Below are 14302 nucleotides of genomic sequence, written 5' to 3'. Positions count from 1 at the left end.
ACTGCCCGTATTACAATGTAAAAACAAACTCAGTTCTGCGCTACGTAGGAACTAAAGCCCTTAACAGCAAAATCAAGACATAAATTAAAGGCCGCCTGCCCTCTGAGCTGCGCTGTTCCTCCCATCAGTATGGAAGAAAGTTTTACCTCGTCATCCTTGTATTTTCTAACGTTCTGAAAATAACCTGTCACCGCATTATACGCACCAAACACAGTTCCTTTTGTAGTATCGGTCTGCTGCGAGGGATGGCTCATCGCATATTCAAACGCACTATCCACCATATTGTTAAAACAGGCCGATAATTCCTCATTTCTTTCCTCCTGCAGTCTTTTAAGCACTTCCCTGTTGGGAGCCATCGCATGCTGGATCAATTTTTTAACCTCCTGATCTGAAATACGGGTTTTAGCCCAGTAATTGAAAACGGCTTCCAGACTGCTGGACAGCGTGTCGTAAATTCCCATAACTTTATGCGCCTGCTCCAAACGGTCTCTTGCATTTGAGGTGTGGCGGATGCGCACCGTATTGGTTTTAGACTGCATGGCTGCATTAAGTGTATTAGCACATACAATGCGGATAGGCGTAAAAGCTGCCGTAATACTGCCGCTTCCGTCATGGGAAGTCGTCAGGAAAAGATACTTTTCAATCAGATCATCCTTTCCCACTCGGATATAATCAGGCATTTTGGCCGTGATAAAAATACGTTCACCTTTTCCCAGTACTCCTGCGGTTTCATACATGATCCCGTCACCACCCACTATACTGTCAAAAAAAGAAAAAGCATCCCTGTTCTGTACGATATGGTAATCTTTACCGACAACGCCCAGCACCGTATCGTTATCGGTGCGCACCGTACTGCAGTAATCCGGAACGTCCAGCCTGCCCGAATCTACAAAGTCCTGCGTAACAATGGGAGCAGAAGGCGTAAAAAGCCTTCTTTTCTCCACTTCAAAATCCAATTCCGCGTGCGCTATCGCTTCAGCGCTTGTCGGATACTTCTCCACTACCTGCCCCAGATTGTGCCAAGGTTTTTCCTTCACGCTGAAAAAACTGTGCTTTCCTGTCTGTTCATTGAAATAAATATGATGTGCCATGATTTCTGATTTTTAGATTAAACATCCAATTAAAAAGGAACCTCACTCCCTGCCTTATCATTACCGTTCTTCGGAGCAGTTCTGCCGTTTCCCTTCTTTCCGCTGACAGTACTTTCCAATTCATCCGCATTATAACTGCTTCTTTTTGCAAAAGCAACAATATTGATCTCATTCACATGAAAGTCAATACTTCCTATCGGATTCCCGTCGCTATTGATATACACGTGCATACCCAGCCTGCCCTGTAACAGCACCACCGCCCCTTTTTTAACCCACTGCCCTGCTTTCATGCTAATCCAATAGGAACAATTGATAAAAGTGGTCACCTGTTTGTACTCTGAACTTCCCGCGGCTTTGTAACGGTCATTAACCGCTATGGTGAAGTTCAAAACCTCTTTGTCTCCAGCTCTGCGTACTTCCGCATCCCTTGTAACCCTTCCTGTAATTTCCATAACCTTAAAATTTAATTGTGAATAAATAATTAATTACCAGCCGAGCAACAACTAATGATTCCCCAAATAAGATACCTAACAATAACCACTGCTCCGACTGCGAGCTTCCCTTAACTCCCGCTCCGCCCTTTAAATAAAATTGTTTTCAAAAGAAAAAACGGAAAAAAAGAAAGCACAGATCAAGCGTCAGTTAAAGGATGCGGAGTGCTATAAGTCCCGCAGGGCGGATGGAAAGGAAGTGGAATCCGTTATGCGCATGCAGCAGACGGCTGGCGCTATCTTGGCAGCCCTTTTTAGCCGTTTCGAATGAAAACCATTATTTCATTATAAATCATCTGCTTGCTGTATTTGAAAAAAGCAGATCATATTTACATAGGTTCAAAAATTTAATGCAGTAATAATTTTACATCTTCTTGCCAATCATAACAGTACAATCAATCTTTAGAACAAGTTATCTGGTTTTATACTATTTTTACATAAGCAATTTCCTGCTATCGGAATTTTAAATGAAAATAGGATGTTTGAATAATTCTAAACTACTTAACATGAAGAAAACTTTACTATTATTAGCTCTACTGGCGACCTGTTACATCTCATTTGGGCAAACAAAAGCAGATACCTCTGAACATCTGGCTTTTAAAGGCGTACCGATTGACGGAACATTGGAGGAATATGTTCTGAAAATGAAACAAAATGGATTCAGACATTTAAGCACTAACGATGGCACAGCAGTTCTTCAGGGTGATTTTGCCGGATACAAAGACTGCTATGTCGGCGTTTCAACATTAAGCAAAAAGAATCTGGTTCACAAAATTGGAGTTCTATTTCCTAAAAAAGAAACTTGGTCAAAACTTTCAGACAACTACTTTAGTCTCAAAGAAATGCTTACTGAAAAATACGGAGAACCTTCTGATGTTGTTGAAATGTTCGACGGTGATTCTTCCCTACAGCAGTCAGATGATTTTATTAAAATGCAGAAGGTTAAATTTGATGACTGTAAATACCGCTCAACCTGGCAGACCGAAAAAGGAAAAATAGAGCTGTCAATCGAACATGGAAGCACATCAAACTGCTTTGTCACCTTAGCTTATTTGGACAAAATTAATGGTACTGCAATAAAAAAACAGGCATTAAATGATCTTTAAAAAATAAAAAGCTAACAACAGAAGAATCGTATTTCACTTTCTGATTATTTATTGAGAAAAATTAATTTCGACAATATTGAAAGATTGCCACGTTCCTGCAATCAGCAAGATGAACGGTTGTTTAACAACCGCCTATCTTGCCACCAATTGCCTCGGAACTCGGCGGTGGAGAAACTTAAAAGCAAAGAGTTTGATAACAATGAAAATAAGATGATGAAAAGAGAAAATTCAAACAGAACACGAATCGTGGGACTGCGATTCACTCCTTTGGAGTATGCCGAACTGGAAAAAAGATTCAGAGCAAGCACCTGCCGAAAATTAAGTGACCACATCAGAAGCCACTTATTCAACAGACCAATTGTAGCCACCTACAGAAACCAGTCTTTAGACGAACTGATGGAAGAGACAGCTGTACTTACTTCCGAATTGCGGGCAATCGGCAATAATATCAATCAGATTGCCAGAAAGATAAACACGCTCAAAACAGCTCCTGATTTTAAAGGACATCTTTATCTGTTCGAGATCCAGAGAAAAAAGCTTTTTGATAAAATGGAAGAGGTATCAGGCCACACCCAGAAAATAGCAGAAAAATGGTTGCAGTAATAAAAACAAGCTCGTCCATAAGAAGCATTCTGAATTACAACGAAAATAAAGTTGAGATTGGAAAAGCGGAATGTATAAGTGCTGTAAATTATCCGCTGGAACTGGAAAAACTGAGTTTCACTTCAAAATTAAACCGCTTTCTAAAACTGGCAGAACTCAATACCAATGCGAAGCGGAACACAGTTCATATCTCGCTAAACTTTGATCCTTCGGAGAATCATTCGAAAGAAAAACTGGCTGAAATTGCAGACACCTATATGGAAAAACTGGGATTCGGCAGACAGCCTTATCTGGTATACCAGCATTATGATGCGGGTCATCCTCACTGCCATATCGTGACAAACAACATTCAGAGAGACGGAAAAAGAATCGATCTTCATTTACTGGGAGTCAGAAAATCAGAACCTGCCCGAAAAGAAATTGAAGAAATGTTCGGCCTTGTAAAAGCCGAAGGAAGAAAACAGAAAGAACACTTTTCATTAAATCCGATAGATGTCGGCAAAGTCCAATACGGAAAAGCAGAGTCCAGAAAGGCGATAAATTCAGTTTTGAATAAGGTTTTATTTGATTACAAGTATTCAAGCCTGCCTGAGCTCAATTCAGTTTTAAACCTCTATAATGTTCATGCTGACAGAGGAACTGAAGAATCGAGAGTTTTTAAAAATAATGGACTGCTTTACAAGATACTTGACAAGAATTCAAAACCGATAGGCGTGCCGATAAAAGCCAGCGAATTCTACAGCAGACCTACCTTAAAATTTCTGGAAGGAAAGTTTAAGTCTAATGAAGCAGAAAAAGAGTCTTGTAAAAAATATGTGAAAAATGCCATAAAACTTGCTTTCTTTCGCGAAAACATATTTTCTCCCGAAAAATTAGTCAATATATTGGAACGTGAAAGCATTCATATAATATTAAGAAAAAGCAAGGAAGGACAGCTTTACGGAATAACCTACGTAGACCATAAAACCAAGTCTGTATTCAATGGAAGTAGTCTTGGGAAAGAATTCAGTGCAAAAGGAATTCAGGAGAGCTGTGCCATGAACATTCTTGTGTTTGAAAAAAAGCATCAAAACTCTATTTCGGCAAATTCTGAAAATATTCAAAATATTGAATTAAAAGAATATGTCAACGAAAATCTGGCAGATATACTGCTACGTGGGGAGAAAGTAAATAATTACGTTTCCAACCAATTTAAATTAAAAAGAAAAAGAAGATACAGCGAAAAATTTAACAAAATTTGAGGAGGCGTCTTTTGCCTCCTTATACAACATCAAGGTTGTTCCCTAAATCTTATGATTTCAATTGTCCCTGCGCCATAGCATTAATAAAATCATAAATTACTTTCGGTTTTGATGAGGGAATTCATCATATTTTGAAACTTTTTAAGATTTAAAAAAAATAATTAAATACGACATTTGAACTCGAATGAAATTATTTATTTTCGAGTATTAGTTCGAGATTATATTTTAGTAATTTTACGCTCTATGAATAAGAAAACTTGCATTGATTTATATAGTGGTATTGGGGGATGGACTTTAGGTATGAAGCTCAACAATATTGAACATTTAAAATCTTTTGAATGGAATAAAGAATCAAACAGAACACATAACTACAATTTTGGAACATCTACCGAAGAAATCGATATTAGAAAATTAAATTTTGACGATTTACCACCAGTTGGTAGCGTTGATTTTGTGGTTGGAAGCCCACCTTGTACGCAGTTCTCGTATGCAAATAAAGGTGGTGGCGGTAATATTGAAGATGGATTAATCGATATGTATCAATTTTTAAAGGTGGTTCAATATTTAAAACCGAAATATTGGGCTATGGAGAATGTACCGAGAGTTAAAAATATATTGAAAACTATTTTAGACGAAAATCCAAAATTTATGGGATTTAAAGAAATGTTCAACTACATTGATGTGGTTGATTGTAGTCAATATGGGGCTCCTCAAAAAAGAATGCGGATGATAGCTGGAAATTTTCCTTTTGAATTATTTGAAAGTTATCGAAACCAGATAGAACCAAATACTTTAGGTAATGTGATAAAGGCTCTTAATTCAAAGATAATTATTGATCCTACATATAAATACGAATTAGACAGAGAAGAACTTTCTGACCATATTTTAGAGGAAAATTTACACTTTGAAGAATTAAGAATAAATAAAGAGTCAAAAACGCATCATCCTATTTATAACGGGATGTCTTTTCCTGAATTGTTAAACAGGCCATCACGCACAATAACTTCGACATGTACGAGAGTTTCTAGAGAAAGTTTGATTATTGAATCAAAAGATGGATACAGAAGATTAACTGTTCGCGAGAGAGCTACTTTGATGGGATTTCCTATAACATATCAGTTTTATGGGAATTCGTTTAATTCTAAATTGAAGATGATTGGCAATGCTATTCCACCAGTTTTAACTTATTACATCTTTCAAAGCATGCTTGAAATTCAACCTAAGGATTTGAAGCTTATTGATGAAGTGAAAAGTTATAAACACAAAGCACCTTTGGAGCCAATACCAGTTACGCCGCCAGATAAAGTAAAATTTAAATACAGAGAAAGTAGGTCTTTTAGGCTTGCAATACCTGAATTTAGATTTGGCAGTGGGGTTAGGTTTGAATTGTCGAATGAATTTACTAACGATGTTTGTAAATGGTCTATCAAATTTTATTACGGTACATCAAAGCGTATTATTGAAGTGGCAATTAATAAAGAGCTTTTTGATAATATACAAATGGTTTTGAAACGTCAGAAAATTGATTTAAAAAACGAAATTAAATCATTGGAAATTTATGGAAAAGGGATTTCTTCAAAGTCCTTACAAAAAAGATGGGTACACGAAAATCAAGAAGGAACTCATCCTTTTGAGGTTTTGGATATGGTTTCGTCGCTAGGTATTCAGATAAAAGAGAAAATAGATGAGGTAGAATTTTCAGATTTAGACTTTGAGTTACTATTGGGTAAAAATCTTAATAATAAACTGTTTGATAATAAATCTCTAATTATAGCTGGATTAATAACTGGCTATGTCATTAATAAAAATATGAAACTATGACTGTAAAATTTATGTATTCCCATTTAAATGGTTATGAATGGCTAAATCATCATCATCCTGCGCTGTGGGCTGAAATTATTGAAGCTATAGGAGAAGTCGATGCCGAAGCGTGTAAGATTAAGCAAAGTAAAGAGAAAACGATGATCGATAAAATGCTTTACTCTCCAATTGAAATGAATAGGAATCTGAAATTGCAGTTTGAACAGCGTGGATGGAAAGAAGAAAGATATGCGTATTATGTTACTGATGACTACAAAATTACTCGACAAGTAGTCAATTTGCCTAGTACCGAACAGAAACGCATTATTGAAGAGGCAGGTCTAACAGCAACTCCTTCTTATCATCAAACCGACTTTGTGAAAAATCGAGTTTCAGTTGAGGTGCAATTTGGTAAGTATCCCTTTATAGAGTTTGATTTATTTGTTAAGCATTTAGGTTTTTTTATAGGAGATGGAATTGATTTGGGGATTGAAATAATTCCAACTAAAAACTTGCAAGCTTGTATGTCTAGTGGGCCTGGATATTATGAAAGAACTTTAACTCATATCTTGAGACAAGGTCGTGGAAATCCATCTGTTCCATTAATAATTATTGGAGTAGAGTAACTTTCTGGCGCTTGGAGAGGTTGGGGGGACTAAATTAAGATTATGTTTCGGTTGAGCAAATTTTTCGAAATATAAAAAGATTTTTAAATTAAGCATAAAACCCCAATCGCGCCAAACGGCTGTTAGGCGATGCTTATTTAGATATTTCTACTATCAAATTTTTGAATTTTTCAATAGTCAAGTCTTGTAAAGTTTCGTCAAAAATTTTATCAATATTTTCTTTGGTAGCTAAATCTTGTGAAATTTGTTCTCCATCCCAATAAATAATTCCATATTCGTTAGCAAAATCTTTAGCCTTTGTTGGATAATAACTATTTGTAATAAATATCCCTATAATTGGTAATTCGGATTCAATAAACTCTTTACCTAAATTAACAAAATAAGTATTATCTTTTGTTTTTCTTAATTTATTAATTTCTGTTCCGAAAGACGCAACTTTCTGGTGATCTACGCCATTATTATTTTCACTATGTTTTATTTGTCCGATAATTCTAAAGTTAAAATAATTATAGAAACGAGGCAAAATCTTTTGTTCTTTAAACTTAAAATAACCATAAAAGTCAATGCCTTGATCGTTCTGTGATTTTGTAATTTTTACATTATCAATATGATTTTCTTTTAAGATTAGTTTTCCAAGTATTTCAAATTCTCTCCAATCTAACTTTTTAATTAATTGATAAAACTTATTTCTCCATTCAAGTTTGTATTCTAAATTTTGTTTTTCGTCCTTACCATTTATAAATTTTGAGCTAATCAAAACATCTTCGTCAAATTCATCAAAAAAGAAAATAGGTAAGATATACTTTGAATTACAAGAATCTATATAATCCTTTATTTTAGTTATGATTCTCTTTTTGTTTAAATCAAACAGTTCTAAGGATTGTAATTCGTTGAATTTAAATTTATTATTGCTCCAATCAATAAAAAATTGAGAAATATAGAATTTATTTTCTTTTATAGTTTTTAAATATTCGATAAATTCTTTTACTTCATTAACTTTCATAGAAAATTATTTTTCTAGAATTGATAATTGAAAAATAGATGAATCCTTTATTTTTCTTATTATTTCAGCAAATTTTATTTTAGTTGCATCTTCATTTATTATATTTATTATTGGTAAAGTTGTCATACTTGTATATAATTCCTCAAGGTTTTGATATCTTTCAATCAAATCAAGTTGATGTTTTTGCGCTGTTTTTTCAGCATCTTTATTTCTAACTTCTTGAATAGCTTCATTTATTGAAAAGTTTTCATCTTCAATAAATTTTATTAATGTGTTTTTATTTTCAGGAAGTAATAATTGATTAAAATAATCTCTTATATCAAGTACTCTAGTTAATCTTGTATTACCTTCTTCATCTCCGATATACCAATTCAATAATTTTTCCAAATTATCAATATCATTGAATTTTTCTTCTGCTTCATCCCATTTTAACCATTCTTTAATTAAAGGTCTAGGAAAAATCGCTTCTTGAAATAAACTAAAATTACTCTCATTTAGTTCACTGTGATAAATGTCTTGACAAAAGATAAAACCTTTATATGATCTGATTTTATTTGCTATTGAGTTTCTTCCTAGACCAGTCATCTTGTCTAGTTCAGTTGCATTTAAAGAGTTATCTAACTGCATTTCATAAAGAAATCTTGATTGCTGTAATGCTCCCCATTCTTTTATCCCATTAATGTGTCGCATTCCCTGCAATAACCAAATAATATTTTTATCGTCACCAGAATATACTAAAACCTCTATTTCTGTTAATGAATTTAAAATGTTTTCTTCTAAAGTAATTAAACCTTCTTGATGTTCTTTTTGTAATACTTTAGCAGTTGTAATTCTCCTGTTTCCTTCTAAAACAATATAATTTTCAGAATCTTCGATTTTTCTAACGACTATTCTATCAATTGTTAAAAAACCAAGCTTTTTAATTTTCTCAAGTAAATCGTTAATTCCCTCAACTCTAATATCTTTTATTATAGTTTGTTGTACTTTCTCTTCAACAACTCTTTTGTCATTTAGCTCGTTTTTTCTACTCTTATCCATTAATCTTGGATTATTTGGATTTAAAAGTAAGTTTTCAAGCTTCACTTTTTCGGCTTTTAGATTGTCAATCAGATTAAGTTCCATAGTTATCTTTTTTTTTTAATAAAGTCTTTATTTCAATTATTTTTGGTTAAATATCGCCTAACGTTCTGGTACTACAATGGGTGCGGGGCTAAATTAAGCCCTCTTTTCGGATTTGCCAAATCATTGTCAAAATCCGCTGTAGTAGCTGTTACCTGCTGTTCATTTTACGGAAATTCTTAAATACATATCCATTGTACTCGATTATCGAATTACCTTCTTCGCTTGCTCCAATGACTAGCATGTGGCCAATATCATCGTGAAAGCCAAAATTTATTTTTAGAGTCAAAAGTTCGGGAAATGTTTTTGTTATTAATTCATCAAGCATTTTAGGCATTTCTTTGGAAAGCTTTTCTGCTTCAAATGCAAAGAATAATTTATTAGAATCTTCAGCATAAGTTATTGGAGTAATTGTAGTATTTTCAACTCTCTGATTATATTCTACAATACAACTATAAATTTCTCCACATTTTAGGTGAAAGTAAGGTTGGCTTATTTCAGTAAGGCTTTGAAATTTGTGATTGCCTTCACTAATATATAAAGCTATTTCAAATTCATTTTGATTGCAATTAGGACATTTCCATTTCTCTCCGTCAAAAAAGTATTCTTCTTTTCTACAATTCGGGCAAATATGGTAAATATCCATTTATCACTTTTTTTGGTTTTTAACTAGCAGGTAACTCGTTTATATGTCTGACAATATCCGACCTATCTATCTTAAATTGGATAGCAATGTCTAACAAATGCCACTGTTCAGTTGTTTTCAAAAATAGGATTTTTATTTCATAAACCATCAAATGGACTTTTATTTGTTGAATACTTTTCGGGCTAAGCGCAGTATAAATCCGATTATCATGCTACTTCAATGATTGCGAATGAGACTTAAATAATGATGTCAAATTTAAATGGCAAAATTATATATCATTCAGAATCTTTAAATCATCTAATAAAAGGCTCTATTTAGTTACGTCAAGATCACTTAAAGTCTTGTTTTTAAATACTTTAAAAAGGTTTTAACCAAGATTACTCAACAGACACTTTTTTCTGACGCTTATATAAACAGGTATATTTACTTATATATTAATATTTGTTAATTTATATTTTTGAAAATAATCATTTAAGAAGTTGTATATTATGGATTTCCGTAAAAATAGCATCTGAAAAATTATAACATTTGAAAAAAAAATGATACTAAAAATCAAATTGCAATGACAGTCTAATTGTTTGATAACTAATACGGAAAAAAAGATGAAATTAGAGAGAATCAAAATCAAAAACTTTAGATGCTATAATAGAGAAACTATTTTTGAAATAGATGATTTAGTGTGTATAATTGGTAAAAATGATATAGGAAAATCAACAATTATAGAAGCATTAGATGCCTTCTTTAATGATAATATTGATGCAGGTGATTTAAGCAGTAATGGCGACAGTAATATTATTGAGTTAACCTGCAGCTTTTCTGGAATGCCTGAACAAATTATTTTAGATACTTCCATTCGAACTTCTGCAGAGGAGGAAGGAATTCTTAATAACAACAATGAATTAGAGATTATTAGAAGATACTCTGTTGGCGGTACGATATCAAAATCAGTATTTTTAAATTGCTATTATCCTGAGAATCCTGAACTTTCAGATTTGTTAAGTTTAAAAAATGATAGCTTAAAAGTTAAGGCCGAAAATCTAAAGATAGACTTAAAAGGAATCCCAAAAAAACAAAATCCTCCTTTAAGAAAAGTTTTAAGAGACCATTTTGGGGGAAATAGAATGCTAAAAGAAATCAAAGTCGACGGAAATCTTCCAACAGAGAGTAATTTAAAGACGATATGGTCTAAACTTAAAACAATGTTGCCTATTTATACTTTATTTAAGGTGGATAAACCTTTAGACGATAAAGATAAAGATGTCCAGGATCCTATGAAAAGTGCTGTTGAAGAAGCTCTTGCAATTCCTGAAATACAGGAGCTGTTAGAACAAATTGAATCAAAAGTAAGAGAAAAATCCTCTGAAGTAGCAGACCGTATTATTGAAAAATTAAAAGATATAGATGAAAGTCTCGCAGAGAAATTAAAATCTGATTTCAAAAAATCTCCCTCATGGAAAAGTGTGTTTGATTTAACATTGCTAAATGAAAATAATATTCCATTAAACAAGAGAGGAAGTGGAATAAGACGTTTAGTTTTATTAAGTTTTTTTCAAGCACAAGCAGAAAAGAGAAAAGGGGAACAAAGTGCGCCTTCGATTATTTACGCAATTGAAGAACCAGAAACATCACAACATCCAAATCATCAGTTGCTATTAATTAAGGCGTTAATAGACTTAAGTGAACAACAAAATACTCAAGTATTATTTACTTCGCATAGCTCCAATTTAGTTCGTGAAATACCAGTACAAGCATTGAGATTTATTTCATTAAGTGAAGATGTAGGCTTAAATATAGATTATGGAATTGATCGTGAGACACGAAATGCAAATGAAGAGACTATCAAAAAGGTTATTAAAACTTTAGGGATATTGCCAAATCCTGCTGATAAAGTAAGAATCTTGGTTTATGTAGAGGGAAATCACGATGTTAATGGATTAAAAAGGTATAGTAAGATTTTGTGTGACGAGGATCAAAATTTAATTAATTTAAATTCAGAGGAAATTGCTTGGGTAATTACAGGTGGATCATCATTAAAACATTATTTAGAAAATAAATATTTAGAAGGACTAGGTAAACCAGAATTCCATTTATACGATAGTGACGTTGCTAGCTACATAGTTGATGTCGCCACAATTAATGCAGAAGGTAATCCATTGAAAACAGCTTTTAATACCACGAAAAGCGAACTTGAAAGCTACTTACATCACGAGGCCATTAACGAAGCGTATTTATCTCAGGGGAATACATCCAATCTTCTAGAAATCCTTGATATAGATGATGTGCCATTCAAGGTTGCTGAAAATTTATATCTAAATACAGGTGGAGATTGGACTGAATTATCTGAGGAAAAGAAAAAAGAAAAAGCTAACGGAAAAAAAGGATTACTGAATAAACTAGCTGTAGAAAACATGACTATAGAAAGACTAAAACAAAGAAACGGATATGATGAAATGCGAGGTTGGCTACTAGAAATAAAAAGACTTATAGACGAGAGTTAGCAGTTGTCAGCATCTATTCAATTTTTGCGGAGTTAAAGTTGGCAAGATAGACACCTTAAAATTTGACAGAACCTTTTGTTTAATCCATCGGATTAAAATTTGAATCAAAGAAAATTATTAATCAACAACTATAATTATGACGGCAATTGTCGGGGTATTAAATTCACAAGGAATTGCAATTGCAGCTGATAGTGCTGTAACAGTTACGGGAAGTAATGTTAAGAAAGTTTATAATAAAAGTAATAAGATCTTTACTCTTTCAAAATTTCACCCAGTAGGAATAGCAATTTACAATAGAGCTGATTTTATGGGAATTCCGTTAGAAACACTCATAAAAATGTATCGTAAAAACTTAAAAGATCAATCATTTAATACATTGGAGGAATACAAAAATGATTTTTTGGATTTTCTATTAGCTCAACTGGTTCATGTTAGTCCTGAATATAAAAAGAACGCTTTTTTTTCTTTTTGCTCATGGGCTCATCTTGCAATTATTAATTCTACCCTTGACAGTCTTTATGATAGAGAAGCTGAATTAGATGGATTAGAAGGTCAGGAGAAATCTCAATTTTATTCCGATTTGTTTAAAATAGAGTTAGATAAAAGTGAAAAATTATTAGAATCATATGATAAAGCTAATTATATGACAGTATCATTTGATGACTACTGCCAAGAATTTAATAATGAGCTTAATGACATAGAAAATTATATTGCATCTATGATTGCGGAAGAATTTGAGGGTTTTTCTATAATCGAAGAACACAAACAAAAAATTAAACAGTTGTTATACGAACTTATAAATGTTGAGTTCATTTTTGAAAATCATTGTGGATTAGTATTTGTTGGATTTGGCGAGTCTGAAATCTTTCCTTCAAGTCACTTAGTACTTGTGGGGACACCGATTATGAATAACCCTCGAATTAGAAAAGGAGATGTCATTAAAATCAATCCAGGCGTAGTTGATTCCAACATTGTGCCTTATGCTCAAGATGACGTAACTACAACCGTTCTTACCGGAGTAGATCCAAATTATAAAAAAGAAGTTAAAAGCGCCGTAAAAAATGCTTTTGATAATATAACTTTGCAACTTGATCCTATAATAAATGATCCGGTTCTTAGCCAGCAAGTAGGTCAAGCAATTACATCTATTTCAGAACAACTAATCCAAGGTTTAGAACAGTATCAGTGGAAAAATATTACTGGTCCTCTTTTAGAGATTTTAGCACACATGGGAAAAGAAGATATGTCTGAACTTGCAGAATCTCTTGTTAATATCACTTCTCTGAAGCGTAAATTTACATCATTACATTCTACAGATGAAAGCGTTGGAGGCCCTGTTGATGTAGCAATTATTTCTAAAGCAGATGGCTTCATCTGGATGAAAAGAAAACATTACTTTGACATTACATATAACAGGATTTTTCAAGATAAATATTTAAAATATTAAGATGGGAAAGAAAAGAATAAGAAAGAAAAAATTAAATATCGTGTCATTTCCGGAGAAAATGGATATGAGGAATTCCTCAGATAATAATTTAAACAAGGCGTACGATATTTCTATCTCTGATAGGATGGAAACCATAGTTAATTCAGAATTTGATAAAATAAAACTGTAACTAATTAATATAATCTTTTGAGGTTATTTATCTTTGTGATATACATATATATATGTATTCTAGAATAGAATTTTATAATATTTTTTTTGTAAAACATATTGAAATCAAACATTTAAAAGCTTTACATCTTCCCATAAATGGTTCGAATTCTGTACCGTCAAGGTCACTTAAAAGGATTTGCGAATCATTTTCTTATTGTATGGTAAAACTTTGTTCTTGTTGAAAAGACATAAACGAACTATCTTAGAAAAAGATAAGTCCTTTACTTATTACCGGCAAGAGGACTCGAACCAGCATCAAACAAATCAAATTAAATTATTCGCAATTTGACAACTAGCAAATACATCTGATAGTAAAATCAACCACACTCTTTTCGCAACTCCACAATCGCCGGTCAAAACAAAAATAAAATAAACACAAAGCTAACTAACTAACTAACTAACTAACTAACTAACTAACTAA

12 protein-coding genes are annotated in these 14302 nt (G+C 32.9%); 7 read left to right on the top strand and 5 right to left on the bottom strand.

Features of this window, described 5'->3' with window-relative positions; genetic code table 11:
- Positions 1–29: 29 nt before the first annotated feature.
- Together ACTJIW_RS18410 and ACTJIW_RS18405 are read right to left on the bottom strand one after the other, a co-directional pair.
- A complete protein-coding gene (locus ACTJIW_RS18410; protein ID WP_440716362.1) occupies positions 30–1091 on the bottom strand; it encodes a DUF932 domain-containing protein in 1062 nt (353 codons plus the stop codon).
- Between the two features lie 29 nt (positions 1092–1120).
- Entirely contained in the window at positions 1121–1543 is a 423-nt protein-coding gene (locus tag ACTJIW_RS18405; protein WP_440716361.1) for a single-stranded DNA-binding protein, read from the bottom strand.
- Between the two features lie 545 nt (positions 1544–2088).
- Between ACTJIW_RS18405 and ACTJIW_RS18400 the strand changes: the two genes are divergently transcribed.
- The 5 genes from ACTJIW_RS18400 (at position 2089) to ACTJIW_RS18380 (ending at position 6958) form a co-directional block, all read left to right on the top strand.
- Complete coding sequence (locus ACTJIW_RS18400) at positions 2089–2688, top strand: hypothetical protein (RefSeq protein ID WP_440716360.1); 600 nt, start codon at positions 2089–2091, stop codon at positions 2686–2688.
- A 51-nt stretch (positions 2689–2739) separates the two neighbouring features.
- Positions 2740–3291, top strand: a complete 552-nt coding sequence (locus tag ACTJIW_RS18395; protein WP_440716359.1) for a plasmid mobilization protein — start codon at positions 2740–2742, stop codon at positions 3289–3291.
- Positions 3279–4532: a relaxase/mobilization nuclease domain-containing protein gene (locus tag ACTJIW_RS18390; protein WP_440716358.1), complete on the top strand. Its 1254-nt coding sequence runs from the start codon at positions 3279–3281 to the stop codon at positions 4530–4532. Before ACTJIW_RS18395 ends, ACTJIW_RS18390 begins: the two co-directional genes overlap by 13 nt.
- 243 nt (positions 4533–4775) lie before the next feature.
- Complete coding sequence (locus ACTJIW_RS18385) at positions 4776–6353, top strand: DNA cytosine methyltransferase (protein WP_440716357.1); 1578 nt, start codon at positions 4776–4778, stop codon at positions 6351–6353.
- Positions 6350–6958 (top strand): BglII/BstYI family type II restriction endonuclease, encoded by a 609-nt coding sequence (locus ACTJIW_RS18380; protein ID WP_440716356.1) that lies wholly within the window; start codon positions 6350–6352, stop codon positions 6956–6958. Before ACTJIW_RS18385 ends, ACTJIW_RS18380 begins: the two co-directional genes overlap by 4 nt.
- Positions 6959–7091: 133 nt before the next feature.
- Here ACTJIW_RS18380 and ACTJIW_RS18375 read toward each other — a convergent pair whose 3' ends face one another.
- The 3 genes from ACTJIW_RS18375 to ACTJIW_RS18365 all read right to left on the bottom strand — a co-directional run bounded on the left by ACTJIW_RS18375 (position 7092) and on the right by ACTJIW_RS18365 (position 9726).
- The gene (locus ACTJIW_RS18375) at positions 7092–7961 is read right to left on the bottom strand and encodes a restriction endonuclease (protein WP_440716355.1); all 870 of its coding nucleotides are present in this window, start codon (positions 7959–7961) and stop codon (positions 7092–7094) included.
- Positions 7962–7967: 6 nt separating this feature from the next.
- A complete protein-coding gene (locus tag ACTJIW_RS18370) occupies positions 7968–9083 on the bottom strand; it encodes a ParB/Srx family N-terminal domain-containing protein (protein ID WP_440716354.1) in 1116 nt (371 codons plus the stop codon).
- A gap of 148 nt (positions 9084–9231) precedes the next feature.
- On the bottom strand, positions 9232–9726 hold the full coding sequence (locus ACTJIW_RS18365) for a hypothetical protein (protein WP_440716353.1): 495 nt from the start codon (positions 9724–9726) through the stop codon (positions 9232–9234).
- A 602-nt stretch (positions 9727–10328) separates the two neighbouring features.
- Between ACTJIW_RS18365 and ACTJIW_RS18360 the strand changes: the two genes are divergently transcribed.
- Positions 10329–12224 (top strand): ATP-binding protein, encoded by a 1896-nt coding sequence (locus ACTJIW_RS18360; protein ID WP_440716352.1) that lies wholly within the window; start codon positions 10329–10331, stop codon positions 12222–12224.
- A 136-nt stretch (positions 12225–12360) separates the two neighbouring features.
- Positions 12361–13671, top strand: coding sequence for a hypothetical protein (locus ACTJIW_RS18355; protein WP_440716351.1), 1311 nt, complete (start codon positions 12361–12363; stop codon positions 13669–13671).
- Positions 13672–14302: the final 631 nt, after the last annotated feature.

The organism is Flavobacterium sp. 22659 (assembly GCF_052044235.1).
Taxonomy (GTDB): domain Bacteria; phylum Bacteroidota; class Bacteroidia; order Flavobacteriales; family Flavobacteriaceae; genus Flavobacterium; species Flavobacterium johnsoniae.
Note: the sequence above shows the minus strand (reverse complement) of the source record. Positions and strands in the feature narration are given on the sequence as shown.

Coding starts and splice junctions, on each gene's coding strand:
- ACTJIW_RS18390 (WP_440716358.1), top strand. CDS start 3,279: ATGGTTGCAGTAATAAAAACAAGCTCGTCCATAAGAAGCATTCTGAAT.
- ACTJIW_RS18355 (WP_440716351.1), top strand. CDS start 12,361: ATGACGGCAATTGTCGGGGTATTAAATTCACAAGGAATTGCAATTGCA.
- ACTJIW_RS18365 (WP_440716353.1), bottom strand. CDS start 9,726: ATGGATATTTACCATATTTGCCCGAATTGTAGAAAAGAAGAATACTTT.
- ACTJIW_RS18370 (WP_440716354.1), bottom strand. CDS start 9,083: ATGGAACTTAATCTGATTGACAATCTAAAAGCCGAAAAAGTGAAGCTT.
- ACTJIW_RS18405 (WP_440716361.1), bottom strand. CDS start 1,543: ATGGAAATTACAGGAAGGGTTACAAGGGATGCGGAAGTACGCAGAGCT.
- ACTJIW_RS18380 (WP_440716356.1), top strand. CDS start 6,350: ATGACTGTAAAATTTATGTATTCCCATTTAAATGGTTATGAATGGCTA.
- ACTJIW_RS18400 (WP_440716360.1), top strand. CDS start 2,089: ATGAAGAAAACTTTACTATTATTAGCTCTACTGGCGACCTGTTACATC.
- ACTJIW_RS18385 (WP_440716357.1), top strand. CDS start 4,776: ATGAATAAGAAAACTTGCATTGATTTATATAGTGGTATTGGGGGATGG.
- ACTJIW_RS18410 (WP_440716362.1), bottom strand. CDS start 1,091: ATGGCACATCATATTTATTTCAATGAACAGACAGGAAAGCACAGTTTT.
- ACTJIW_RS18360 (WP_440716352.1), top strand. CDS start 10,329: ATGAAATTAGAGAGAATCAAAATCAAAAACTTTAGATGCTATAATAGA.
- ACTJIW_RS18375 (WP_440716355.1), bottom strand. CDS start 7,961: ATGAAAGTTAATGAAGTAAAAGAATTTATCGAATATTTAAAAACTATA.